Source organism: Streptomyces sp. NPDC060366, assembly GCF_042725135.1.
Taxonomy (GTDB): Bacteria; Actinomycetota; Actinomycetes; order Streptomycetales; family Streptomycetaceae; genus Streptomyces.
Map to the genome: position 1 here is coordinate 160,542 of NZ_JBHXDC010000004.1, position 22,562 is coordinate 183,103.

Genomic DNA, 22,562 nt, shown 5'->3' on the forward strand with positions numbered 1-22,562 from the left:
TTAGACTCCCTCCAGTGACAGGCTGAGACTCAGAGGGGCAAGATGGGACCGGCCGTCCGCAAGGTGCAGTGGTTCAGGGAGGAAGCGTCGTCGTGAGTGGCAGGCCATCCCGAGGCGCTGCTCGCCTCGCGGCGATACTTGACGCACTTCCCGACGGTCTGGTGCTCGTCAACGGCAACGGCACCGTCGTCAACGCCAACACCATCGCCCTTGAAACCTTCGAAACGCCCGGTACGGCCCTGGTCGGCCGCGGTCTGCTCGATCTCCTGCCGGAGTTCGACCCGCGGCTGATCCCCGGTTCGATGCGCCGGCCGGAGGCCAGGGACGAGCGGGGCCGTACGAAGCCGACGCGGATGATCGCGCGGCGTACGGACGGCAACGAGTTCCCCGTCGAGGTCACCAGCGCCAATCTGGAGGACGGCCAGCAGGCTTACGACCTGCACAACTACACCGGCGACGAGCTTCTGATGCTCGTCGTCCGCGACCTCTCGGGGACCATCGACACCGAGGCGGAGCTGGCGCGTTCGCAGCGGCAGACCGAGATGATCCTGCGGGCCGCCGCCGAGGGCGTGGTCGGTACGGACACGGACGGCCGCGTCGTACTCGTCAACCCCGCCGCCGCGCAGATCCTCGGCTTCCGGGCCAGTGATCTGGGCGGCCAGGAGCTGCACCCGCTGATCCTTCACTCGCGCGGGGACGGTGAGCCGTTCCCGTACGAGGAGTCGCCCCTCGCCGACACGCTCAAGTCGGGCCGCAAGCACCGGGTGCGCGGGCAGGTGCTGTGGGCGAAGAACGGCAAGCAGGTGCCGGTCGACCTGACCACCGCGCCCGTACGGGACGGGGAGCAACTCGTCGGCGCGGTGATGACCTTCACCGACCGGCGTCCTTACGAGGAACTGGTCGAGGCGCACACCACCGAGGCCACCGAGACCGCCGAGCGGCACGCGGCGGAGCTCGCGGAGACGGTCGAGCGTCATACGGCGGAGCTCGCCGAGGCCGTCGAGCGGCACACCGCCGAACTCGCGGACCGCAGCGACCGTTACGCCGCCGAGATCGAGGAGTTGGCGGAGCGGTACGACAACACGGCCCGCCGGCACCACCAGCTGGCCGCCGTCCTGGGCGGCGCGCTGCGCGGGCCGTTGGAGGAGCTGCGCGGTGAGCTGTCGACGCTCGCCGCCGACCCGGCCGGGCAGCTGTGGCCCGAGGCGAACCAGATGCTGCACCATCTGTCGGCCGGGTACGCCCGGATGACGACGCTGGTGGACAACGTCCTCGGCTACCAGCGGCTCGACGAGGGCCTGGACCAGCTGACCAAGGTGAACGTGCTGCTCGACGCGGTCGTGGCGGCCGGTGTCGAGGGCGCGATCGAGCTGATCGGCCCCGGCCGGGCGCAGTTCGCCGTGCACGCGCCGCCGATCGAGGCGGAGGTCGACCCGGTACGGCTGGCGACGGCGCTCGCGCATCTCACTGCGGACGTGGCGGGCGTGGACTCGACCGGCCGGACGCGGGCGGTGCCGGACGGCGGTTACGTCGACTCGACGATCGTGGTGGCGGTGGCGCAGCGCGGCGATGTCGTACGGATCGAGGTGCGCGGGCCGTTCGCCGGGGGCGATCCGGTGCACGAGCCGATCGTGCGCGGGATCGTGCGGGCGCACGGCGGGGTGTTGCAGACGCACGAGATGCCGGGCATGGGCGGCAGCGCGTACGTACTCGAAGTGCCGTTGGGGGAGGGGTCGGGTACGTTCCAGCCGCCCGCGCCCGACCCCGAGGAGAGCCAGAGCCAGGTTCCGGAAGTTTCGGCCCCCGAGGCCGGATCGACGGGGGGCTCCGGCCGGCCGGGCGGTGGGCGACGGCGCGCGCGGCGAGCTTCCACGGACGCGTTCCTCGGGGCGGCGGGCGAGGAGCCAGGCGAGCCCACGGGGCGGCGCAGGGCTCGTACGGAATCGGCTCCCGGCCCGGACTCCGGGTCGGAATCGGGCTCGGGCTCGGGCCAGGGGTCGGACTCGGGGGCAGACCCGCAGACGGCCGCGCGGCAGAATCCGCAGCAGGAGCTCATCCCGGCGCAGGATTCGGGCGGGAGCACCGGTGGTACGGGCCGCAGGCGCGGCCGGCCGAGCCCGGCGGAGAACACGGCCGGGGTTGTACCGGGCGCCGAACTCGCGCTGTCGGGCCCTCCCGCTCCCCCCGCAGTGTCGTCCGCGGCTTCCGAGGGAGCGGTCGTGACGGCCGCTGAGGGATCGCACCCGACCGGCCGCGCCGCCCTCGGCCAGGCCGTACCGCCGCAGGGCGTACCGCACGGAGCACAGCACGGCGCACAGCAGGAGGCCGCGGCGGCGGGTACGGGGCGCCGTGCCCGGCGTGACGGCCAGAACGCCCTCCCGGCACTGCCCTCCGGCTCGTCGCCCGTACCGCAGCAGGCCGCCCAGCAACAGGCGCAGCAGCAAGCCCGGCCACAGGTGCCGCAGGAGACCCCGGCGCAGCCGCCGGCCGTCCGCCGGCCCCGGCGTGCGCTGGCGCCTGCGCAGCAGCGCCCGGCGCCCGCCGCCGATGCGGCGCCGCCCCGCGCGCAGTTCGCGCTCCCCCCGGCCGACGCCGACCGCGCACCGGCGCCCGGCGCCCAGGGCGCGCCCGACGCGTCGATGCCGGGGCGTCACGACACCGCGCGGTCGGACCCCCGCGCGGACCACACGCCGCTGAAGCCGCACCCGGTCGCGTCCACGAACGACCCGCGTGAAGCACTCGCGTCGGCCGAGGCAGACGCCCCGGCCATGGACCCCAACAGCTGGGCGCCCGCGATGCCCACAGCCTCGGGCGTCGGCGTGATGCCGGGAGCGCCCGGCCAGGGAGCGCCAGGCCAGCAGCCGTCGTGGCCCGTACCCGGAGCCGTACCGGCACCGGCCCCGGCCCCGGCCCCGGCGGCCGAGCACACCCACACGGACGACGACACCGACGGCACAGGCACAGGCACGGGTACGGGTACGGGCTCAGCCACAGCCAACGGCAACGGCACGGGCACCGCCCCCGAAGACCCCCGCGCCGCACAGCCGTTGCCCCCCGCCCAGCCCATGCCCGAGGAGGAGCCGGTCCCGGCGGACTCCACGCAAGGACGGGCGTTCAGCGTCCGTACGCTCGGCCAGGGCGTGCCCTTCGCGCAGCAGATCACCAAGCAGCAGAACCAGACCCTCGGCTCGGGCCGCCGCCGCAGGCTGTCCGCCCCGCAGGAACCCGAAGACCCCCGCACCGGCACCGGGCCGGCCTCCGGCTCCGCGCCCCAGGCCCCGCACGCCTCCGGTCCCTCCCACGGCGGCCAGGGCGGTTCACTCGGCCACGGCCCCCACTCCGAGGGCCGCGCCTACGCCATAGGAGCCCCGGACGAGGGCGCCGAAGGTCCCCAGCCACTGGACGGCCCCGGCGGCGCGGTCGAGGTCGCGAACCGGCCCCAGCCCCGCCCCGTCGACGACGAGCTGCCGCCCGAGCCGCTGGACAACCCGCGTCGGCTGCTGGTCTGGCCCGCCCCCGACGTCTCCACCCAGCAGGCCCTGAGCGACCGCGGCTACCGCCCGGTGATCGTGCACTCCCGCGAGGAGGTCGACGCGCAGATCGCCGCCTTCCCCGCGGCGCTGTTCGTCGACCCGCTGACCGGTCCGATCACCCGGACCGCGCTCCAGTCGCTGCGCCAGGCCGCCGTCGCCGCCGAGGTCCCGGTCCTCGTGACGGCCGGGCTCGGGCAGGCGACGCGCGAGGCGGCGTACGGGGCCGACCCCGCCGTACTGCTCAAGGCCCTGGCGCCGCGCGACAGCGAACAGCACCCTTCGCGGGTGCTGTTGATCGAGGAGAGCGAGGAGATCGCGCTCGCGCTGACGGCGACGCTGGAACGCCGCGGCATGCAGGTGGCGCGCGCGGGAACGGACAGCGAAGCGGTCATGCTCGCGGGCCAGATGCGGCCGAACCTGGTGGTCATGGACCTGATGCAGGTACGGCGCCGGCGCGCGGGCATCATCGACTGGCTGCGCGCGAACGGCCAGTTGAACCGTACGCCGCTGGTCGTCTACACCTCCACCGGCATCGACCGCGCCGAACTGCCGCAGCTCTCCGCCGGGGAGACCGTGCTCTTCCTCGCCGAGCGGTCCACGAGTGAGGACGTGCAGTCGCGGATCGTGGAGCTGCTCGCGAAGATCGGCACCAACTGACCCTCTAGAAGGGGCAGTTGGTGCCCTGCAAGACGGGAGCGTCCCGCCCCGGCTCTAGAGCTGCGTGACGTCCAGCTCCCCGTCCGCGTACCGCTTCCGGATCACCTTCTTGTCGAACTTGCCGACGCTCGTCTTCGGCACCGAATCCACCACCGACCACCGCTCCGGGAGCTGCCACTTGGCGATCTTCCCGGCGAGGAAGGTCTTGAGCGACTCGTAGTCGGCGCTCGCGCCCACCTTCAACACGACTGTCGCGAGCGGTCGTTCGCCCCACTTGTCGTCGGGCACGGCGACGACCGCCGCCTCGGCGACGTCCGGATGGCCCATGAGCGCGTTCTCCAGTTCCACGCTGGAGATCCACTCGCCGCCGGACTTGATGACGTCCTTCGCGCGGTCGGTGAGGGTGAGGTAGCCGTCGGGGCTGATGACGCCGACGTCGCCCGTCTTGAGCCAGCCGTCCTCGCTGAACTTGTCCTCGGGCCTGAGCGGTTCGGCGTCGGCGCCGCCGTAGTACGCGGCGGCGATCCAGGCTCCGCGTACCTCCAGCTCACCGGCCGACTCGTTGTCCCACGGCAGGGTGTCGCCGCCGGGGCCGGTCAGCCGCGCCTCGACGCCGACGGGGAAGCGGCCCTGCGTGACGCGGTAGGGCCACTCCTCCTCGGCGGTCAGACCGGCGGGCGGGTTGGACGTCGTGCCGAGCGGCGAGGTCTCCGTCATGCCCCAGGCGTGGCAGAGCCGTACGCCGAGCTTGTCGTACGCCTCCATCAGCGCGGGCGGACAGGCCGAACCGCCGATCGTGACGCGGACCATGGAGCTCAGATCGCGCGGTTTGGTGGTGACCTCGGCGAGGAGCCCCTGCCAGATCGTCGGCACGGCTGCGGCGTGCGAGGGCTTCTCGCGCTCGATCATGTCGGCCAGCGGTGCCGGCTGGAGGAAGCGGTCGGGCATCAGCATGCTGATGCCGGTCATGAAGGTGGCGTGCGGCAGGCCCCAGGCGTTCACATGGAACTGCGGTACGACGACGAGAGTCGTGTCCTTGTCCGTCAGCCCCATCGACTCGGCCATGTTGACCTGCATGGAGTGCAGATAGATCGAACGGTGCGAGTAGACGACGCCCTTGGGATCACCGGTGGTGCCGGAGGTGTAGCACATGGCGGCGGCAGTGCGTTCGTCCAGCTCGGGCCAGTCGTACGTGGTGGGGCGCCCGGCGATCAGGTCCTCGTACTCGTGCACCTGGACGCGGCCGTCGGTCGCGGCGACGGCCTCGGCGAGCGGCCCCCGGTCGCCGGGGCCGGAGACGACGACGTGCTCGATCGTCGGCAGGTGAGGGAGGAGCGGCACGAGGAGCGGCAGCAGTGAGCCGTTCGCGAGGACGACGCGGTCGGCCGCGTGGTTGACGATCCAGATCAACTGCTCCGGCGGAAGGCGCAGGTTGAGCGTGTGGAGGACGGCCCCCATGGAGGGAATCGCGAAGTATGCCTCGACATGTTCAGAGTTGTTCCACATAAGAGTGGCGATCCGCTCGTCACCCGTGACACCGAGTTCATCGCGCAGGGCGCCGGCGAGCTGTGCCGCGCGCGCACCGACCTCCGCGAAACTGCGGCGCTGCGGCTCACTCTCCCCGGTCCAGGTGGTGACCTGCGACTTCGCGTGGATGGTCATCCCGTGGTGCAGGATGCGGGTCACTGTCAGCGGTACGTCCTGCATGGTGCTCAGCACGGCGTCCTCCCGGTGGGCGCTGGCGCTACGCGACAGAAGCGCGGCGTGTCGACAAGCTGTGCGGCGATTCTGCGCACATACCACGCGGTATGTCACTACCCGGGAGTAGAAAACACGGCTGCGACTCAGCGGACGGGCACCAGCTCCGGGTCCTCGCGGAGCTTCCCGAGCGCCCGCGACACCGCGCTCTTCACCGTGCCGACGGAGACCCCCAGCACCTCGGCGGTCTGCACCTCGCTGAGGTCCTCGTAGTACCGGAGCACCACCATCGCGCGCTGCCGGTCCGGCAGTTTCATCACCGCGCGCCACATCGCGTCGTGGAGCACCTGCTCCTCGGCGGGGTCGGGCGCCGGAAGACCGGCCGGCTCGGGCAGCTCCTCGCAGGCGAACTCGTCGACCTTGCGCTTGCGCCACTGCGAGGTACGGGTGTTGACGAGAGCGCGGCGGACGTATCCGTCGAGGGCGCGGTGGTCCTCGATCCGGTCCCAGGCGACGTACGTCTTGGTGAGAGCGGTCTGGAGCAGATCCTCGGCGTCGCTCGGATTCGCGGTGAGCGAGCGCGCGGTACGCAGCAGCACGGGCCCCCGCGCCCGTACGTACGACGAGAAGGACTTGTAGGGCGCGTGCGGATGCGACTGCGACTGGTGCGTGGGGTGGGCGGGTGGATGTGAGTTCGGGTGATACGGCGAAAACGAGGCGGCCTTGGAGGCGCTCGCGCAGACAGGCGTGGTCATGGCTTCCACGCTAGGAGCGGGCCCCTCCCAGGGGATCGCCCCCAGGTCCCGAAGCTGCGTCCGCCTCAGGGAGTAGGGGGAGTGTCGGCTCCACCTCCTGAAGGTGGAGGAGCGGTGGACGCTCGTCAGGGTCGACACCCGAGGCAGGGGTCGCCGTGGATCTTCGATGCCTCGTCGTGGAACGGCCGTGAGCCCTTGTGGGGACGGGCCCCGCAGGTGCGAGCCTTGCGGGCCGCGCACGCGAGGGCGGTGGTGTCGGAGCCGTACACCTTGAAGTGGAGGGGAGGCGTGGCGCGCGGGACGGGGCGCGCGAGGCGCATACGAGGACGGTCTGCGCTCCGACACCGAAGTGCCGTCGCGCAGACCGTCGCTCACCCCTCAGCCAAGTCCCCCGTCGGGCCGCGTATCACCAGAGATTGACGAAGTTCACCGCGACATTCTCGTTGGACTGGTCGATCACCGTGAAGCCGGAGCCGTTCACATTGGCGGTGTTGTTCTGGTTGGACGCACCGGCACCCGTCGCGACCTGCTGGGTGGTCGTCGAGTTACCGGAATTGTCGTCACCGACACCGCTGCCCACGATCGTGGCCACGCTGGCGTTCGATCCGTCGTCCGCGAAGTCGTCGGCCGACGCCGAAGTGGTGAAAAGGGCCGCGGCGAGGGGCAGGGCGGCGACGGCGGCGAAGACGCGGGCGGTACGGAAGCTTGCCATGTCAGTTCCTCCAGGAACGAGATCTTCGTGAACGAGAAGTACGGCTTTTGTCCGGGCAGTTGGCCGACCGCCCCGACGTTGTGCTCGACGTCGCGGATCAAGAATTGCCCACCGAATCCCCGGCGAACCAGCCCTGAGGGGGTTATTCCCTCGCAAGCGTGAGGACAAGTCGATAAACCCCCTTCATGACATCAACAGGCCAGTTCTGCTCGTATCGCCCCGTACAGACCACGCCACAACCCGGCTCCCCCAAGAGGCGAAGCGTTTCAGCACGCTTTCGGCCAAACTTTCCCACTCCCGTTCTTCGAACATCAGTGCGAACATAGACCTATGGCCATCACAGCCCGGCACACGACCACCCTGGCCCTCGCTTACGCCCTCTCCGCCGCCGAGAACGGGTTCCCCGTCATCCCGCTGTCCCCCAGCAAGCTCCCCGCCCTGCGCTCACCACACCGGAACGAGCCCGGTTCCGGGGCGACGGGGGACGCGGGAGGTGTCAGCGGCGCGGGCGGGCCCGGCATGTGCCGCGGCGAGTGCGGCCTCCCGGGTCACGGCGTGCACGACGCCACGACCGACCCCGCCGCCGTACGTGCGCTGTTCGCCGCCGCGCCCTGGGCGACGGGTTACGGCATCGCCTGCGGACGGGCGCCGCACCATCTGATCGGCGTCGACCTGGACGTGACACCGACGACGGCCCCGGCGGACAGCCATGCGGGCGGCCGGCTGGGCGGCCCGAACGGCGCACCGGACCCGGCCCCGGACCCGACCCCGGATTCGGTCGCCGCGCTCCAGCAGCTCGCCTTCCAGCACCTGTTCACCCTGCCGGAGACCGTGGTCGTGCTCACCCCGAGCGGTGGCCGGCACATCTGGCTGTCGGGTCCGGCAGGGATCACCGTCCCCAACTCGGCGAGCCGCCTGGCACCCGGCATCGACGTACGGGGCGCGGGCGGCTATCTCGTCGGCCCCGGCTCCGTCACCGCCCGGGGCGCGTACCGCCTCGCCCCCGGCTCCGCCGGACTCACCCCGGCGCCCTGCCCACGCGCCCTGCTGCGCCTGCTCACGCCCCCCGAGCGCGGGCGCCACTCGGGACCGGGAGGGCATCGGGGCCGTCCGGCGCAGGGGCACGGCCTCGTCCAGTTCGTACTCGCCGCGCACGCGGGCCAGCGCAACACCCGCCTGTTCTGGGCGGCGTGCCGGGCGTACGAGCACGGTTTCGGCGACTCCCTCGCGGAGACGCTCGTCGACGCCGCCGTACGGACGGGCCTCACCGAACACGAGGCGCGCGCGACGATCGCGTCGGCGTCACGCCTGACGGCGGGGCCGGCGTAAGTACGTAGGAAGGGGCGTTCACCGGAGTCATACCGGTGAACGCCCCTCGGCGTTCTCCGCCTACGGCACGTCGTACAGCACGCCTTACAGCACGTCGATGCTCAACGTGGCCTTGTTGTTGGCCTTGTTGATGTCGTAGACGGGCTCGATGTCGTAGTTGGAGGTGGCCTTGACCTGACCGGACGTGTCGGTCTTCCGTCCCTTGTCGATCTTCAGTACGAAGGCGAACGCCTCGGTCTCACCGACCTCCAGGGTGTAGTCGTCCTCCTGGCACACGTACTTCGGGTGCCCCGGCTCCGAAGGACCGGTCGGTCCGTCGATCCCGAACGGCTTGCACTCCTCGGGGACTTCGACCGCCTTCGTGCCCTTGGGGATGTTCACGAGGAGCGCCGGGTGGTCGTCGCTCTCGTTGTTCTGGATCCAGCCCGGTCCGTCGTTGCGGATCGAGGGCGTGACGATGACCTCGCTGCCCGGCTTCCCCTTGGCCTTGTCCCCCGTGGCGACGAGGTCGGCCGAGCTGGCAGTGTCCAGCGCGAGCCGGCGGTGGGCCTCGTCGTAACCCTCCCCCGGGTCCTCACCGGTGCGGCTCGTGCCGTACTCGACGACCTCCATCAGCGCCTTCTTCAGCACCTTGAACCTCACCGGCACCGTGTAGCTCTCGCCGGGCGCGATGCCGACGTCGAGCTCGCACACGGCCTGCTTGATCTTGTCCCCGACCGTCGAGTACGTGCAGCCGTCGACGGGCTGGGTGAAGGCCAGCCCGCGGGTGAGCCGCAGCCGGAAGGTGACACCGTCGGTGGCGGCGGTGCCGTTGTTGGTGAGCGTGACGGAGTCGTCGCGGACCTCGCCGGGCCTGAGCTGATTCCCCGACAGCTCGGACACGGTCAGATCAGGCGCGATGGGCTCGTCCGCGTACGCGCCGGGCGCGAGGACGAGCGGGAGGGCCGCGGCGACCGCGACCGCGGCCACGGTTGTCGAAGTCAGGCGCGAGAGGCGCTTGTGCTGGCGCACGGTGAGTCTCCTCGAACGTACAGAAGCGGGACGGCGTGTCCCACTGGTCACCTGCTAGACACCGGAATTCCAGCCCTGGTTGTGCCTCGAGTTGTGGAGGATCGATGACCGGGCCCCGGGGCGGGCCTCGGGCCGACGACGCCGGCGCCCGCCCCCTCTTCGAGTGGGGCGAACGCCGGCGCACCTCGGATCAGCAGACCTTGTAGTCGACCCGGGTCGAGTTGTACGAGCAGGTGTCCACCGTCGCCCCGGTGGACTTCTTGAGCGTCGCTGTGTCGCGGTCGTTGTTCCAGACGTACGCGGCGCGCCCCTGGTAGCGGTTGGCCGCGGTGTTCGTGCCCCTCCCCGTACGCACGGTCACGGTCTTGCCTCGCGCGAGGGAGTAACTGCCGAACGTGTACTTGTGATTCGACCCGTCGACGACCGACCAGCCCGTCAGACTGACCGCCCTGGTGGTGGTGTTGCGGATCTGTACGTACTCGCCGTTGAGACTGGCGTTGGAGCGGCTGTCCGTGCCCGGGCTGTCGTAGTAGATCTTGTACAGATGTACCGACCCGGCGGCCTGCGCCTGCGAGGGCAACAGAACCGTTCCGGCGACCACCGCGGCGGTCGCGGCGACGGTCGAGAGCGTGCGGGAATAGCGCATGTGCGTCCTTCTGATCGAGGCCGGGCACCCCCCAAAGGGCCCGGCAGGCGGCCAGATTATGACCAAGCACCCACAACTGGTCGCCTTTCCCGGAACAAGGACATACCAGCCGGTAGAACTACCAACTCCCGTACAGTGAGGCCCATTTCACTTGATGCGGCGCGCAGGGGTGATGGGCGACGGGTGCGCGCTGGCGGCCGCATGGCTGCTGCTGGCCAACGTGCGCGGGGCGGTCGACGACGAACGCGTCTTAGGGCGGCGGTCAGCTGCGACTCGGGCGACGACCGCCTGCGCACCGCCGAGGCACGGAGTGTGCGGGGAGCCGGCCGGTAACGGCCCGTGCAGCCATACGACTTGCTCGGGCGAGAGCCCGGGAACGTAACCCGTGGCGCCCCAGGGCGGCTCGTCGCCCGGCCCGCATCGAGCATCGGCGCCGTGTACCGCTCACCGACCCGCCGCGCCGCCTGGTCAACGGCGTAACTCGGATGAGAGTAGACGTCGTTGATGTACCTGCCGCGGTTGAAGGACGCGCTGCACGAGAGGGACGGTTCTGAACGACCCGAGCGAAGTCTGAGGCAGGCGCAACACCAAAAGGGACGCCTCCGAGTCGGAAACGCCCCTTCTGACCTGCTGCGGTGGGTGTGGGATTTGAACCCACGGTGACATCGCTGCCACGACGGTTTTCAAGACCGTTCCCTTAGGCCGCTCGGGCAACCCACCCACGCCCCGCCCACCAGCGGCGGAGCGGCTACAGCCTACCGGCTGTACCTCCCCGGTGCTCATTCCTGGTCAGAGGTTGGCCACGACCTCCGTCGAACCGACCGCAGCCACGCCACCGAGACGCTACGAGTCACCTTCGCGTCGGGCGGCTGGCAGTAAGAGATCCCGCTCGGAAGACGGCGCGGTGACGCTCCCGCCACCCGTCCAGGGTTTGGTGGCCTTCGGATCCTGTATGTGTCCGTTCGCCTCTTCATCCAGGTCACCCAGGCAAAATCGCCTGCTACCGGGCCCGGTCGGACCTGTTGGGCTGGTAGGTCCGACCGGGGGCGGTTTTGGGTCTGGTCAGTGCGAGAAGCTGACCTTGGACACGAGGGCGGCGGGCGAGGTGGACATGACGCGGATCTTCGGGGTGGCGGCGCTGTTGCCCCAGGGCACGCTGATGCGGGTGGTCGTCGAGCCGGTGCCGCCCGCGATGCCGCCGGCCTTGTACCAGGTTCCCTTGCCCTGGGGGGAGATGCCGAAGACCTCGACCACACCGCGCTGCTGGCCGGCGTACTTGTCGCCCCACAGCTCGTAGGTGAGCGTCTTGGTGGTCTTGCTGCCGATGAAGGCGCAGTCGGATTGCCCGGTGATCCACTTGCCGGGAAGGCCGATGGCGGAGCCCTGGCACTTGCCCGCGGTGGCCGCGGTGGCCGAGCTGTTCTGCTGCTGGGCGGAGGCCGAGTTGGAGATGGTGTCGCCGGCCGCCTTGGCGGGAGTGCCGGTGGTGAACAGGCCGCCGGCACCGGCGCCGGCGGTGCCCCCGGCGAGGAGGCAGGCGGCGAGGGCGGCGATCGCCAGCGGACGAATCCGGTTGGTTTCGGCACTGCGGATACGCATGATGGTGCTCCTTTTGGACGTGCTGGTTCTGGGCTGCGCCAGGTGGCGGGCGCCGTATTCGGTGTGAGCGCTCCTGCCGCGGGTGCATTGGCGCACTGGCGACCGACCGGTGGAAGGCGCCTTGTTCAGGCGCGGACCGGGCGGTGCGGGGCGATGAGGCGGAGCTGGGCAGCGGATTGTGGCGGGCTCGGAGAGTCCGGCTACGTCGCTGTCAGGTCAACGGGCGGTCAGCTGATGACCTTCAGCTTGGTCAGCTTTTCCCAGCCCACACTGTCCATCTTGTTGAACAGGTCCTTGATGTTGGACGGATTGAGCTTGATACAGCCCCAAGACGCGTAGTCGTTGGGGTTGTTGGTGGTCCACTTCTTGGTCTCGGCCGTGCCCTGATTGCCGTTGGACTTCATCTCACTGTGGATGAAGAGCGCGTCCCGCTTGGTGTTGTTGTGGCACCGCTTGTCGGAGACCTTGATGACGTAGCCGTTGATCTTGCCTACGAAGTTCTTCCGGTGGAACTCAATCTTGTAGTCGCCGTTGGGCAGCCAGCCCGCGTTGCTGGCGCAGGGGTCTTCGATGACACCCGAGCCGGCCTTGTAGCTCTTGACGACCCTGTCGGGGCCCACGACGCTCTGCATCAGAGACAGCCTGGAGTTGGTCACGGTGTTCTTGTCGAACTTCAGGTAGTACGTCGTCCGACCGGAAAGGGCGCCTTCGTCCGGCAGCGTCGCTGCCGTGTTCGCCGCGGTTTCGCCCTGCGCCTGGGACGGGTTCTTCGGCTGTCCCGCGGCCGTGTTGGCGATCGTGTCGCTGGGCTTGTCGGCGGTGAAGGCGTCCGTGGTGCCGGCGGTGATGCCGCCGGCCAGCAGGCCTGCGGCGACGGTGGCAACCGCCAGTGTGCGGGCTCGTGTGCTGCGCATGGTGGTGCTCCTTGTGGACGTGATGGTTTCGGGCATGGCCGCGCCGGATGGCGGGGGCCGGTGTTCGGTGAGGGCGCTCCTGCCGCTGGTGACTGAGTGGCAGGGCGTGCCCGGCATCTGCCGGTGGAGGGCGTCTTGTTCAGGCGCAGACCGGGTGGTGCGGGGCGATGGCAGAAGCTTTGCGGCTTCCCGCAGAGCGGGGCAATGGATTGCGGCGTCCTGGACAGTCCGGGTTCGTCCGTGCTGGTCAGAGGTGGTGTCCGCAGGTGTTTCGCCGCCGGTGGTGAGGGGCGTTCGGAAGCTCGGACGGTCCCGGACTGTCCCGGACGCCTGAGGATCTGGCGGGACACCGTCACGGCGCTACAGCCTCGTCTTGGAGCCGCGGAGGTCGCGGCCCGAGAGGGAGTTGTGAGATGGCACAGCAGACGTTGCTCAGGCCCCCGCGGCAGCCGCGGGTTGAGGCGAAGGGGCCGGTGTCGCACCGGAAACCGCGGACTCGGACCAGCCGTGCGGACCGGTTGTGGTCGGTGGCCTCGCTGGTGGTGATGTTCGTGCTATCGCTGGTGTGCGGGGTGCTGCTGGCAGTGCACGGTCCCTCGGAGTCCTCGTCCCTGGAGGTCCGGCCGACGCCGACGCCCGTCCCTGCCCCGCAGACACCGCACGGGCCGGTCATACCCGAGCCTGTGAAGGAGAAGCCGGACGGCGCGGCCCGGCCCGGCCCCATCGCCGTCGAGAAGGTCACCCTGCGCCCCGGTGACACGCTCTACGCCCTGGCCGGCGCTCACGGCACGAGCGTCAAGGTCCTCCAGGGACTCAACGATCTGGGCACCTCGACACTCATCTACGCCGGCGAGACGTTGCGCGTCCCCGCCGACCCGGAATCCGCGCAGCCGCGGACGGGCCTGCCGGAGACCGGTCAGCCGGAGACGGATCCGCCGGCGAACGACCCGCCCAAGTCGGATCCGCCGAAGAAGAAGGATCCGAAGAAGGAGACACCCGAGGAGGCGCCGAAGTCCGGGGCCAAGGCGGTTGTCGCGTTCGCGCGGGCGCAGCTCGGCAAGCCGTACGTCTGGGGTGGCACCGGCCCGCGCGGTTACGACTGCTCAGGTCTGGTGATGCGCGCCTGGGAGAAGGCCGGGGTGCAACTCCCGCGTACCACCTGGGGCCAGGTGAAGGCCGGCAAGGCCACCACCCGGGGCGAACTCGTCCCCGGCGACCTGATCATCAGCAACAACGGCGGGCACGTGCAGCTCTACATCGGGGACGGCAAGGTCATCCACGCCCCCGGCAAGGGCCGCACCATCACCACCGCACCGCTCCCCAACCCGTCCGGTGTCGACAGCTACCGCCACATCACACCGTGACCAGAGCCGGGACCGCCTCGAACCTCGGGTCTTTCCGCCATCTCCGGCTCTCGTACTCTCTCCCAATTCGCTTTCGCATTAGTGTCCTTGGGACATGCGGGGGACAGGGGGAGACACGTGGGGACAGAGACAGGTCCAGGGACAGGGCCGGATCCGGAGGCAGCGCGTACACCGGCGGAATTCGTACGCGCGATGCGCCAGTTGCGCGGCTGGGCCGATCTCAGCTACCGGCAGCTGGAACGCAGAGCGAGCGAAGCGGGTGACGCACTGCCCCGCGCCACAGTCTCCGGGGTGCTGGCCCGGGAGGACCTCCCCCGCGAGGAACTCCTGACCGCCTTCGTCCGCGCGTGCGGCGTCGACGCCGCGACCGTCGACACCTGGCTGGAAGCCCGCCGCCGACTGGCGATGGCCATGGAGGAACCCGCGGCCCCGGACTGGGGCGGCGGAGAGCCAAGACCGGACCCCGAGCCCCACACCGCCGCCTCCGCCGCCAGCACTGGCACTGGCACCGACCCGGGCACCATTACCTCCGAAGAACCGCCTGCCACGCAGGCCGCGCCTCCATCACCCGCCGAGCCGGCTTCTGGCGGTGACCCAGGTGTCCTCGCCGAGGATGTGGTGCGGGAAAGCTCCGCCACCACCCCGAAGCGAGCGAACTCCGCTCCACCGCGGCCGAAGACGGCAGCCCTGCGCCGCGTAAGGCGGGGAGGCTTGGCCATCACTGTTGCTGTCGTGATCGTCGTCCTGACAGCCACGGCCACAGACTTTCTCCGTCCGAGGGGCGGCACCGCGGACCCGAAGGACAGCCCAACGAGCGGACCATCAGTCACGATTTCCCCGGAGAAAAAGGCGAGTCCGTCCTCAGCCCCTGAGACCTCCAAGGACACCACCCCCGAGCCCCCCGAGGACAAACCCGTGACCGGCCGGACCCGGGATGCCGTGCAACCGACCTCGGCCGAGAAGACGACGCGTCCAAAGGAACCGCGGCCGACGCCGAGCTCCTGGACACCGCCACCGCCCCCGTACGAACCACCGCCGTCGTACACGCCACCCCCGGACGATGACGGCGGTGGCGATCCCTTCCCGGAGGAGACCTGCTGGGACGTCACCAACGACTGCGTCTGAGAGATACCTGGAACAGCGCCGCGTCGAACAGGTTCCATCGCGGGTCGGGCCGGGACCCGGAGCAGGGCGTGGTGCGAGCGGTCAGGGGTAGTACAGCGACGCCTTTTCCAGGACGTGAGTCGTGAACATTCCGCCCCATACGACTCCGCCCCGGTACATCGTGGCGCGGCCGGCCCCCGGGGTCGGTGTCTGGACCACGACGGGGCGGGCTATCACGGTCGTTCCGAGGATCCGGGCGTCCCTGGCGGCCCACTCCGTCGCCGACGGCCGGACGTTGGCGCTGATCAGGGTCGGCAGGACCATCAGTGCGTTGCGGGCGCCGGGCAGGCCGCCGCGGAGGTCGCCGGCGTACTCCATGGCCCACCCGGTGAAGTCGGCCAGCACCGCGTCGTCGACCTGGGGGACCGCAGCGGCGAGGACGAACAGCTGGACCTTGGTGCCGAACCACCGTGCCTTGCGGTCCGATCGGCTGCCGATGACCACTTGGTGGTCGTCCCAGGGGGTCGCGGCCACCCGGCATCCGTCGGCGGTCAACCGCCCGCGGAGCGCTTCCAGGTAGGCGGTGGCCGGCTCGGCCGACGGTGTCCCGTCGGTTCGCTGCTGAGTCATGCGTAGATCCTCCATCACCGGCGCGACAGGGGGAAGGGCGGATCCAACTCCCCCGCGACAGAGGCACGTTGAACGGACAGGAGAGACGCGGGCGTATTGACGGGTACTCAGGGGCGCGTGCAGCATTGATGGAACGTGTACGTTCCTGTTGCTTACTGTGCGGGAATGTCCTCGTGGAGAACGGTGCGCGTGCTGCCGACCCCCCACATGCGGAGCTGCCGACGATGAACGTTCGAATGCTCAGACTCCACGCCAAGGCCGTAGCCACGCTGCTCGCCGGCTGCCTCGTGGCGATGTTCGCACCCGCCACGGCCACCGCCACCGCCGTCACCACCGCGAAGGCCACCGCCAAGGCCGTCGCGGTGCCGGATTCCCCGACCGCCGAGGCCGGCAATCCGTTCGTGGACGGCTGGTACGCCGATCCCGACGTCGCCGTGTACGACGACACCTACTGGGTGTACCCGACCACGTCGAAGACGTACGCGGAGCAGACATATCTCGACGCCTTCTCGTCGACCGACCTGGTCAACTGGACGAAGCACGAGAAGGTGCTTACGACGGAGGACGTCTCCTGGGCCGAGTACGCGGTGTGGGCGCCCGCGCCGGTCGAACGGAACGGGAAGTACTACCTGTTCTTCGCCGCCAACGACATCCAGAACGACTCCAGCCTCGGCGGTATCGGCGTCGCGGTGGCGGACAAGCCCGAGGGGCCCTACTCGGACGCTCTGGGGCACCCGCTCATCGGGCAGTTCCACAACGGCGCCCAGCCCATCGACCAGGACGTCTTCATCGACGACGACGGTCAGGCGTACATGTACTACGGCGGCTGGGGACACGCGAACGTCGTCAAGCTCAACGACGACATGACCAGCCTCGGGACGTTCGCCGACGGCAGTACGTACAAGGAGATCACACCCGCCGACTATGTCGAGGGCTCGCAGATGTTCAAGCGCGACGGCATGTACTACCTGATGTGGTCCGAGGGAGGGTGGACCGGTCCGGACTACTCGGTCTCGTACGCCATGTCCGACTCACCGACCGGCCCCTTCGAGAAGATCGAGAATGTACTCGCCCAGGACCCCGCGGTCGCGAAGGGCTCCGGGCACAACTCCGTCCTCAACGTGCCCGGAACGGACATCTGGTACATCGTCTACCACCGCAGGCCGCTCAGCGAGAGCGCGGGCAACAACCGCCAACTGGCCTACGACCGCATGCACTTCAACGCGGACGGCACGATCGAACCCGTCACGATGCGGGTCAGGGACAACTTCGCCGACGGCAACTCCCTCGGCTGGAAGACCTACGGCGGGTCGTGGTCGGCCGGTGACGGGAGCTATCGGGCCAAGCGTTCGCAGGGTGGCAAGGCGCTGCTCGACACAAACTTCGCCGACTTCACGTACGACGCCGACGTCACGGTCACCGCGGGCAACGGCAACAGCAGCGGCAGCGCCAACCGCAACGGCAACCACGACGCGAGCAGAGGTGACGCCGGCCTGATCTTCCGCGCCGCGCGACCGGCCGTCGGTGTCGACAGTTACGCCGGCTACTACGCGGGCATCGGCCCGACCGGCAAGGTCGTACTCGGCCGGGCGGACGACGGCGTCTGGACGCCGCTGAAGTCCGCCCAACTGCCCCTCCCCACCCGGCCGGACCACCATCTGCGGATCTCGGCCGTCGGCTCCACGATCAAGGTGTACGTCGACGACATGGCCACACCGGCGATCTCGGTGACAGACGACACGTACCGCAGCGGAGCCAACGGAGTACGGGTCTTCGACACTGCCGCAGCCTTCGACAACGTCTCCGTCGACAAGGCCGGCTGAGCGGAAGCTCCACCACGACCCGCCCCCGTAGCACCGGTCGGGTGTCTCCGGGCGCGCCCCCGGGCGGGGCTTCCACGACGGCGGGCGGGCCCGGGTCATGATCGCCGATGGCCGGCGTCCGTGCCTCGGACCGGCGTAAAGGAGCCGGTCAAGGAGCTGGTCATGGACATCCTGCTGGTCGCGAGCGCCTTCAACAGTCTGACCCAGCGCGTCTTCGCCGAACTCGGGGACCGCGGACACCGCGTCGCTCTCGAACTGGCGCTGGGCGACGAGCCGTTGCGCGAAGCCGTACGCCGCACCGCCCCGGAACTGATCGTCGCCCCCATGCTCAAGACCGCGATCCCGCCCGACATCTGGTCCGCCCACGTCTGCCTGATCGTCCACCCGGGTCCGGTGGGCGACCGCGGGCCGTCCTCCTTGGACTGGGCGATCCACACGGGCGCCACCGACTGGGGGGTGACGGTGCTCCAAGCGTCGGGAGAGATGGACGGCGGGGCGGTGTGGGCCTCGGCCCGGTGTCCGGTACCGCCCGCCGTCGGGAAGAGCGACCTCTACCGCAACGAGGTCTCCGACGCCGCGCTGGAAGCGGTGCTGCTCGCCGTGGAGCGTTTCGCGTCCGGGACGTACGTTCCGCGGTCGCAGGAGACGACCACCGGCCCGGGCGTGGAGGTATGCGTCCGGCCCTACTTCGAGCAGGGTCTGCGGCGCGTGGACTGGGCATCGGACCCGACCGACACCGTCGTACGGAAACTGCGCGGGGCCGATTCGCAGCCCGGTGTCCTGGACGAACTCCTCGAAGAGGAGTGGTACCTGCACGGCGGCCACGCCGAGGACACCCTGCGGGGTCGCCCCGGAGAACTGCTCGCCACCCGGTCCGGCGCGCTCTGCCGGGCGACGGTGGACGGTGCGGTGTGGATCCCGGAGCTGCGCCCCCGGCGCAGGGCGGGCGGCCCGGCCACCTTCAAGCTGCCGGCCGCTCTCGCCCTCGGTGACCGGCTTCCGGCGCTGCCCGAGATCGCCGCGCCCTGGGATCGCCCCGGTCAACAGTCCGGGGAAGCGGCCGGGGAGCAGGCGTCGGGAGAACAGGTGCCCGGGGAGCAGGCGCCCGGAGAGCAGTCCGACGGCCTCCGGACATGGAGCGACATCCGCTACCGCGAGGACGGTCCGGTCGGCTTCCTGTCGTTCACCTTCCCCGGTGGCGCGATGAGTACGGAGCAGTGCCGGCGCCTCCTCACGGCGTACCGCTTCGCCTGTGCCCGGCCGACCACGGTGCTGGTGCTCGGCGGCAGCCGTGACTTCTTCTCCAACGGCATCCACCTGAACGTCATCGAGGCCGCCGCCGACCCCGCGCGCGAGTCCTGGGAGAACATCAACGCCATGGACGACCTCGTGGAGGCCATTTTGACCACCACGGACCGGCTGGTCGTGGGCGCGCTCGGTGGCAACGCGGCGGCGGGCGGCGCCATGCTGGCGCTGGCCGCCGACCAGGTCTGGTGCCGCGGCGGAGCCGTACTCAACCCGCATTACCGGTTGATGGGGCTGTACGGGTCGGAGTACTGGACGTACACGCTGCCTCGCCGGGTGGGGGCCGAGGAGGCCGAGCGCCTGACGCGGCGGGCCCTCCCGGTGACGGCGGCCCGCGCGCGCGAGATCGGGCTCGTCGACGTCGTCATCGACAGCACGCCCCGGGACTTCGGCTCCGCGGTCGCGCGCCGGGCCGCGCGTCTCGCGTCGGCACCGGGAACGCAGCAGCGCGTCAGTGAGAAGAAGGCGGCCCGTGAACGGGACGAGGCGGTCGAGCCGCTGAGTGCGTACCGGGAGCGTGAACTGGCCGAGATGCGGGCCACGTTCTTCGACCCCGGCGCGCCGTACCACGCCCTGCGGGCCGCCTTCGTACGGAAGGTGAAGCCGTCGTCGACGCCGGAACACCTGCGAGCGGGCACGTCGCCCGTCGTCCGGGATGCGCGCACCGGCGGCGCGACGAGCGACGCGACCCGCCATGCGACTCGCGGTGCGACGAGCGCCGCGGCCGACGTTCAGCCCTTGACCGGCCACTCCAGCGGCTCGTTGTAGAAGCCCTGCGTCAGCTCCACGGCCGCGGCCTTCTCGCCCCTCGTGATCAGGAAGGTCGTACAGATCTCGGCCGACTGCCCCTCGCTCAGCTCCTTCTCGGTGTCGGGCGCCGGGCAGTCCGGCCAGGTGGCGTCGCCCATGAGGACGAGCAGGGCCTTGGTGCGGTCGTCCTGGTCCGTACGGACGACCAGGTCGCCGTCCATGTCACCGACCGGCATGGGTTTGCCGCTCTTGTGGGTGAGGGTGGTCCACACGTACACGGGGACCTTGGGGCCCGGCAGTTCGGCCAGGTCCAGGCCCGACTCGGCCATGTCTGCCTCCGTCCCCGTCCGCACCTTCGTGGGTGTGACCGTGAACGTGCTGTCCTTCGTCGCCTGCATGGTGCTCTCCTGGGGAGGACTTGCCTCACCCAGGCGGTACGTCGTCTTGTCGTCCGACGAGCCGGAGCCCGAACCGGAGCCCGATCCCTTCCCGCTCTTTCCCGAATCGGTGTCGTTGCAGCTGCCCAGTGCCAGGGTCAGCGCGAGGGCGCCAAGTGCCGCTGGAACGGCACGAGTCCACATGCGCATGTCTTCTGTGCTCCCCGTTGATGCCTTGCCGCTCCTTGTGCGACCGGGGGTGAAGTCCCCACAGCCGGAGCGTCGTTCGTATGACGATCTTGCCAGAGTGGAGTCGTCCGCTCTGCGAGCGGTGGGGCGCCGGCTACAGGGGGCGTTCGAAGCACAGGGAGTTGTCCGACTCCGTGTAAGGACCGAAGGGCGGGATCGGTTCGTAGCCGGAGCGGGTGTAGAAGCGGACCGCGTCGGGCTGGGCATCTCCCGTCTCCAGACGGAGACTTGACCAGCCCTGACCCCGCGCCCACTCCTCCAGCGCGAGCAGGACGCGCGGCGCGACGCCCGAGCCGCGGGACGCCGGCGCGACGTACATGCGCTTGATCTCACCGGTTCCCGCGCCGAGGGCACGCAGTCCTCCGCAGCCCACCGCGGACCCGCCGTCCTCGTACGCCACGAAGAAGACGGCGATGTCCGTCTGCGACGGGGGCACGCCGGGCTCACTGTCCGGTGTGCCGTACCGCTCGGCGATCTCGGCGCGCTGCCGTGCGCGCAGGGCGACCGCGTCCGTGTTGTCCCACCTGACCTGTTCGATCTTCATGTGGGTGGATTCTGCTGAACGCTCGTTTCGAGCGGGTAAAACGGCCTCCGGAAGCCGATCATCAGGTGCCGGTGGGCGGTGCCGTACGGCCGTGGGTCGCCGCGCGGAGAATTTCGTGGCTCCCGTGCTGTCGATCGCGGGCGATCCCGTTCGCCGTGTCAGTGAGGCCGCCGACCGGCGCGGCACGGAGCGACGAGCGTACGGACGCCGTACGAGCGAAGGAAACGCGCATGCGAAAACTGATGGTGACCACATTCGTCTCCCTGGACGGGGTCATGCAGGCGCCCGGCGGCAGTGACGAGGACCGGGACGGCGGGTTCGAGCACGGCGGCTGGTCCGTACCGCACTTCGGGGCGGATCTCATCGAGCGGATGACCACCGTGGTCCGCCGCGCGGACGCGCTGCTCGTCGGGCGCAGGACGTACGACATCTTCGCCGCCACCTGGCCGCTCGCCGAGGCCGACGACCCGATCGGGTCGAAGATGAACAGCGTGCGGAAGTACGTCGCGTCGCGGACGCTGGACACCGTGGCGTGGCAGAACTCGACGCTGCTGACGGGCGATGTCGCCGACGCGGTCCGCGCGCTCAAGCAGGAGGGCGACGGCGGCGAGGGCGGCGAGATCCAGGTGCACGGCAGCGGTGATCTGATTCAGACGCTGATCGAACACGACCTCGTGGACGAGTTCCAGGTGCTGGTCTTCCCGGTGCTCGTCGGCTCCGGCAAGCGGCTCTTCGGGAGGGGCACGGTCCCTGCCGGGCTGAAGCTGCTCGACACCGCGAAGTCCGACAGCGGTGTCGTCATCAGCACGTACGCGCGGGCGGGCAAGGTCGAGTACGGGGCCATGGGCCCGGAGACCGGCAACTGGTGAGCGGCGGAAGAGACGGAGGGCGAACGGCATGCCGCAGTACGCGATCCTGATCTACGAGAAGGAGACCCCGGGCTGCGTCGCCGACATCCCGCCCGACGTCATGGAGGCCACATGCGCGTCGGGGAGCGGATCGAGGCGATGGGCGCGCGTGTCGTCCACGAGCAGAGGCTGGAGCCGAGCGCGGCCACACGGACGATCCACAAGGACGGGCTGGTCACGGACGGGCCGTTCATCGAGAGCAAGGAAGTGATCGCCGGGTTCTTCGTGGTCGAGACCACGGACCTCGAAACCGCCGTCGCCGTCGGCAAGTTGCTCCCGATCATGGACGGCGCCGTCGAGGTACGGCCGCTGCTCCCCGTCGAGTGACCTCGGACCGAGACGCGGACACGGACGGGGACGGGGACGTGGCTCCGGATCCGGACGCGGCCCCCGGGCCGGCACCGGGTCCCGCCCGCGACAACCCGGAACCCGACCCGGTCCGGGTCGCGGTCGAGGACGCGCACCGTCGCGAGTGGGCCTCGGTGCTCGCCGCGACGGTGCGCGTCACCCGCGACCTCGACCTGGCCGAGGAGTGCGTCCAGGACGCGTACGCCGCCGCCCTCGTGGACTGAGCGCGCGGCGGCGGTCCCGGCCGGTTCGCGCTCCAGGCCGCGATCGCCACGCTCCACGCGTCCGCGCCGACGTACGCCGAGA

Annotated in this window: 20 protein-coding genes and 1 tRNA gene; 9 read left to right on the top strand and 12 right to left on the bottom strand. The window is 70.3% G+C overall.

Translation table 11 applies throughout. From position 1 onward, the window contains the following. Nucleotides 1-92: 92 nt before the first annotated feature. Nucleotides 93-4,190: a PAS domain-containing protein gene (locus ACFWHU_RS13335; protein ID WP_387224948.1), complete on the top strand. Its 4,098-nt coding sequence runs from the start codon at nt 93-95 to the stop codon at nt 4,188-4,190. Nucleotides 4,191-4,244: 54 nt separating this feature from the next. Here ACFWHU_RS13335 and ACFWHU_RS13340 read toward each other — a convergent pair whose 3' ends face one another. From ACFWHU_RS13340 to ACFWHU_RS13355, 4 genes are all read right to left on the bottom strand, one after another. Next, nucleotides 4,245-5,909: a long-chain fatty acid--CoA ligase gene (locus ACFWHU_RS13340; RefSeq protein WP_387224949.1), complete on the bottom strand. Its 1,665-nt coding sequence runs from the start codon at nt 5,907-5,909 to the stop codon at nt 4,245-4,247. Nucleotides 5,910-6,034: 125 nt separating this feature from the next. Next, nucleotides 6,035-6,643, bottom strand: a complete 609-nt coding sequence (locus tag ACFWHU_RS13345; protein WP_385796681.1) for a SigE family RNA polymerase sigma factor — start codon at nt 6,641-6,643, stop codon at nt 6,035-6,037. Between the two features lie 125 nt (nt 6,644-6,768). Next, the gene (locus ACFWHU_RS13350; protein ID WP_387224950.1) at nt 6,769-6,963 is read right to left on the bottom strand and encodes a hypothetical protein; all 195 of its coding nucleotides are present in this window, start codon (nt 6,961-6,963) and stop codon (nt 6,769-6,771) included. Nucleotides 6,964-7,049: 86 nt separating this feature from the next. Next, a complete protein-coding gene (locus ACFWHU_RS13355) occupies nt 7,050-7,355 on the bottom strand; it encodes a hypothetical protein (protein ID WP_078076311.1) in 306 nt (101 codons plus the stop codon). 330 nt (nt 7,356-7,685) lie between these two features. Here ACFWHU_RS13355 and ACFWHU_RS13360 point away from each other — a divergent pair, with 330 nt between their 5' ends. Further along, a complete protein-coding gene (locus ACFWHU_RS13360) occupies nt 7,686-8,684 on the top strand; it encodes a bifunctional DNA primase/polymerase (protein ID WP_387224952.1) in 999 nt (332 codons plus the stop codon). An 84-nt stretch (nt 8,685-8,768) separates the two neighbouring features. Here the strand turns inward: ACFWHU_RS13360 and ACFWHU_RS13365 are convergent, their stop codons facing one another. The 5 genes from ACFWHU_RS13365 to ACFWHU_RS13385 all read right to left on the bottom strand — a co-directional run bounded on the left by ACFWHU_RS13365 (nt 8,769) and on the right by ACFWHU_RS13385 (nt 12,854). Then, complete coding sequence (locus tag ACFWHU_RS13365; RefSeq protein WP_387224953.1) at nt 8,769-9,695, bottom strand: hypothetical protein; 927 nt, start codon at nt 9,693-9,695, stop codon at nt 8,769-8,771. A gap of 190 nt (nt 9,696-9,885) precedes the next feature. After that, nucleotides 9,886-10,341 carry a lamin tail domain-containing protein gene (locus ACFWHU_RS13370; RefSeq protein WP_387224954.1) on the bottom strand — a complete coding sequence of 152 codons (456 nt, stop codon included), beginning with the start codon at nt 10,339-10,341 and terminating at the stop codon, nt 9,886-9,888. Nucleotides 10,342-10,974: 633 nt separating this feature from the next. Continuing rightward, nucleotides 10,975-11,061: transfer RNA gene (locus tag ACFWHU_RS13375), tRNA-Ser, on the bottom strand. 342 nt (nt 11,062-11,403) lie between these two features. Further along, nucleotides 11,404-11,940, bottom strand: a complete 537-nt coding sequence (locus tag ACFWHU_RS13380) for a hypothetical protein (protein ID WP_387224955.1) — start codon at nt 11,938-11,940, stop codon at nt 11,404-11,406. Between the two features lie 227 nt (nt 11,941-12,167). After that, nucleotides 12,168-12,854 (bottom strand): L,D-transpeptidase family protein, encoded by a 687-nt coding sequence (locus ACFWHU_RS13385; protein WP_387224956.1) that lies wholly within the window; start codon nt 12,852-12,854, stop codon nt 12,168-12,170. 545 nt (nt 12,855-13,399) lie between these two features. On the opposite strand from ACFWHU_RS13385, the gene ACFWHU_RS13390 reads away from it, so the two are divergent. After that, nucleotides 13,400-14,218, top strand: coding sequence for an NlpC/P60 family protein (locus tag ACFWHU_RS13390; protein ID WP_387224957.1), 819 nt, complete (start codon nt 13,400-13,402; stop codon nt 14,216-14,218). Nucleotides 14,219-14,335: 117 nt separating this feature from the next. Continuing rightward, nucleotides 14,336-15,343, top strand: coding sequence for a helix-turn-helix domain-containing protein (locus ACFWHU_RS13395; protein ID WP_387224958.1), 1,008 nt, complete (start codon nt 14,336-14,338; stop codon nt 15,341-15,343). Between the two features lie 81 nt (nt 15,344-15,424). Here ACFWHU_RS13395 and ACFWHU_RS13400 read toward each other — a convergent pair whose 3' ends face one another. Further along, nucleotides 15,425-15,952, bottom strand: coding sequence for a hypothetical protein (locus ACFWHU_RS13400; protein WP_387224959.1), 528 nt, complete (start codon nt 15,950-15,952; stop codon nt 15,425-15,427). Between the two features lie 236 nt (nt 15,953-16,188). Here ACFWHU_RS13400 and ACFWHU_RS13405 point away from each other — a divergent pair, with 236 nt between their 5' ends. Together ACFWHU_RS13405 and ACFWHU_RS13410 are read left to right on the top strand one after the other, a co-directional pair. Beyond that, complete coding sequence (locus ACFWHU_RS13405) at nt 16,189-17,775, top strand: family 43 glycosylhydrolase (RefSeq protein WP_387224960.1); 1,587 nt, start codon at nt 16,189-16,191, stop codon at nt 17,773-17,775. A 162-nt stretch (nt 17,776-17,937) separates the two neighbouring features. After that, nucleotides 17,938-19,848 (top strand): hydrogenase maturation protein, encoded by a 1,911-nt coding sequence (locus ACFWHU_RS13410; RefSeq protein WP_387224961.1) that lies wholly within the window; start codon nt 17,938-17,940, stop codon nt 19,846-19,848. Here the strand turns inward: ACFWHU_RS13410 and ACFWHU_RS13415 are convergent. Together ACFWHU_RS13415 and ACFWHU_RS13420 are read right to left on the bottom strand one after the other, a co-directional pair. Continuing rightward, entirely contained in the window at nt 19,812-20,417 is a 606-nt protein-coding gene (locus tag ACFWHU_RS13415; protein WP_387224962.1) for a hypothetical protein, read from the bottom strand. The two genes, ACFWHU_RS13410 and ACFWHU_RS13415, sit on opposite strands and share 37 nt — an antisense overlap. Before the next feature lie 133 nt (nt 20,418-20,550). Next, nucleotides 20,551-21,000 (bottom strand): GNAT family N-acetyltransferase, encoded by a 450-nt coding sequence (locus ACFWHU_RS13420; RefSeq protein WP_387224963.1) that lies wholly within the window; start codon nt 20,998-21,000, stop codon nt 20,551-20,553. 230 nt (nt 21,001-21,230) lie between these two features. On the opposite strand from ACFWHU_RS13420, the gene ACFWHU_RS13425 reads away from it, so the two are divergent. The 3 genes from ACFWHU_RS13425 to ACFWHU_RS13435 all read left to right on the top strand — a co-directional run bounded on the left by ACFWHU_RS13425 (nt 21,231) and on the right by ACFWHU_RS13435 (nt 22,480). Next, nucleotides 21,231-21,869: a dihydrofolate reductase family protein gene (locus ACFWHU_RS13425; RefSeq protein ID WP_387224965.1), complete on the top strand. Its 639-nt coding sequence runs from the start codon at nt 21,231-21,233 to the stop codon at nt 21,867-21,869. Between the two features lie 111 nt (nt 21,870-21,980). Then, nucleotides 21,981-22,235 (top strand): YciI family protein, encoded by a 255-nt coding sequence (locus tag ACFWHU_RS13430; RefSeq protein ID WP_385791820.1) that lies wholly within the window; start codon nt 21,981-21,983, stop codon nt 22,233-22,235. Next, nucleotides 22,232-22,480: a hypothetical protein gene (locus ACFWHU_RS13435; protein WP_387224967.1), complete on the top strand. Its 249-nt coding sequence runs from the start codon at nt 22,232-22,234 to the stop codon at nt 22,478-22,480. Before ACFWHU_RS13430 ends, ACFWHU_RS13435 begins: the two co-directional genes overlap by 4 nt. Nucleotides 22,481-22,562: the final 82 nt, after the last annotated feature.

Coding starts and splice junctions, on each gene's coding strand:
- ACFWHU_RS13345 (WP_385796681.1), bottom strand. CDS start 6,643: ATGACCACGCCTGTCTGCGCGAGCGCCTCCAAGGCCGCCTCGTTTTCG.
- ACFWHU_RS13350 (WP_387224950.1), bottom strand. CDS start 6,963: ATGCGCCTCGCGCGCCCCGTCCCGCGCGCCACGCCTCCCCTCCACTTC.
- ACFWHU_RS13355 (WP_078076311.1), bottom strand. CDS start 7,355: ATGGCAAGCTTCCGTACCGCCCGCGTCTTCGCCGCCGTCGCCGCCCTG.
- ACFWHU_RS13360 (WP_387224952.1), top strand. CDS start 7,686: ATGGCCATCACAGCCCGGCACACGACCACCCTGGCCCTCGCTTACGCC.
- ACFWHU_RS13370 (WP_387224954.1), bottom strand. CDS start 10,341: ATGCGCTATTCCCGCACGCTCTCGACCGTCGCCGCGACCGCCGCGGTG.
- ACFWHU_RS13380 (WP_387224955.1), bottom strand. CDS start 11,940: ATGCGTATCCGCAGTGCCGAAACCAACCGGATTCGTCCGCTGGCGATC.
- ACFWHU_RS13385 (WP_387224956.1), bottom strand. CDS start 12,854: ATGCGCAGCACACGAGCCCGCACACTGGCGGTTGCCACCGTCGCCGCA.
- ACFWHU_RS13390 (WP_387224957.1), top strand. CDS start 13,400: ATGTTCGTGCTATCGCTGGTGTGCGGGGTGCTGCTGGCAGTGCACGGT.
- ACFWHU_RS13400 (WP_387224959.1), bottom strand. CDS start 15,952: ATGACTCAGCAGCGAACCGACGGGACACCGTCGGCCGAGCCGGCCACC.
- ACFWHU_RS13405 (WP_387224960.1), top strand. CDS start 16,189: ATGCTCAGACTCCACGCCAAGGCCGTAGCCACGCTGCTCGCCGGCTGC.
- ACFWHU_RS13410 (WP_387224961.1), top strand. CDS start 17,938: ATGGACATCCTGCTGGTCGCGAGCGCCTTCAACAGTCTGACCCAGCGC.
- ACFWHU_RS13415 (WP_387224962.1), bottom strand. CDS start 20,417: ATGCGCATGTGGACTCGTGCCGTTCCAGCGGCACTTGGCGCCCTCGCG.
- ACFWHU_RS13420 (WP_387224963.1), bottom strand. CDS start 21,000: ATGAAGATCGAACAGGTCAGGTGGGACAACACGGACGCGGTCGCCCTG.
- ACFWHU_RS13425 (WP_387224965.1), top strand. CDS start 21,231: ATGCGAAAACTGATGGTGACCACATTCGTCTCCCTGGACGGGGTCATG.
- ACFWHU_RS13430 (WP_385791820.1), top strand. CDS start 21,981: ATGCGCGTCGGGGAGCGGATCGAGGCGATGGGCGCGCGTGTCGTCCAC.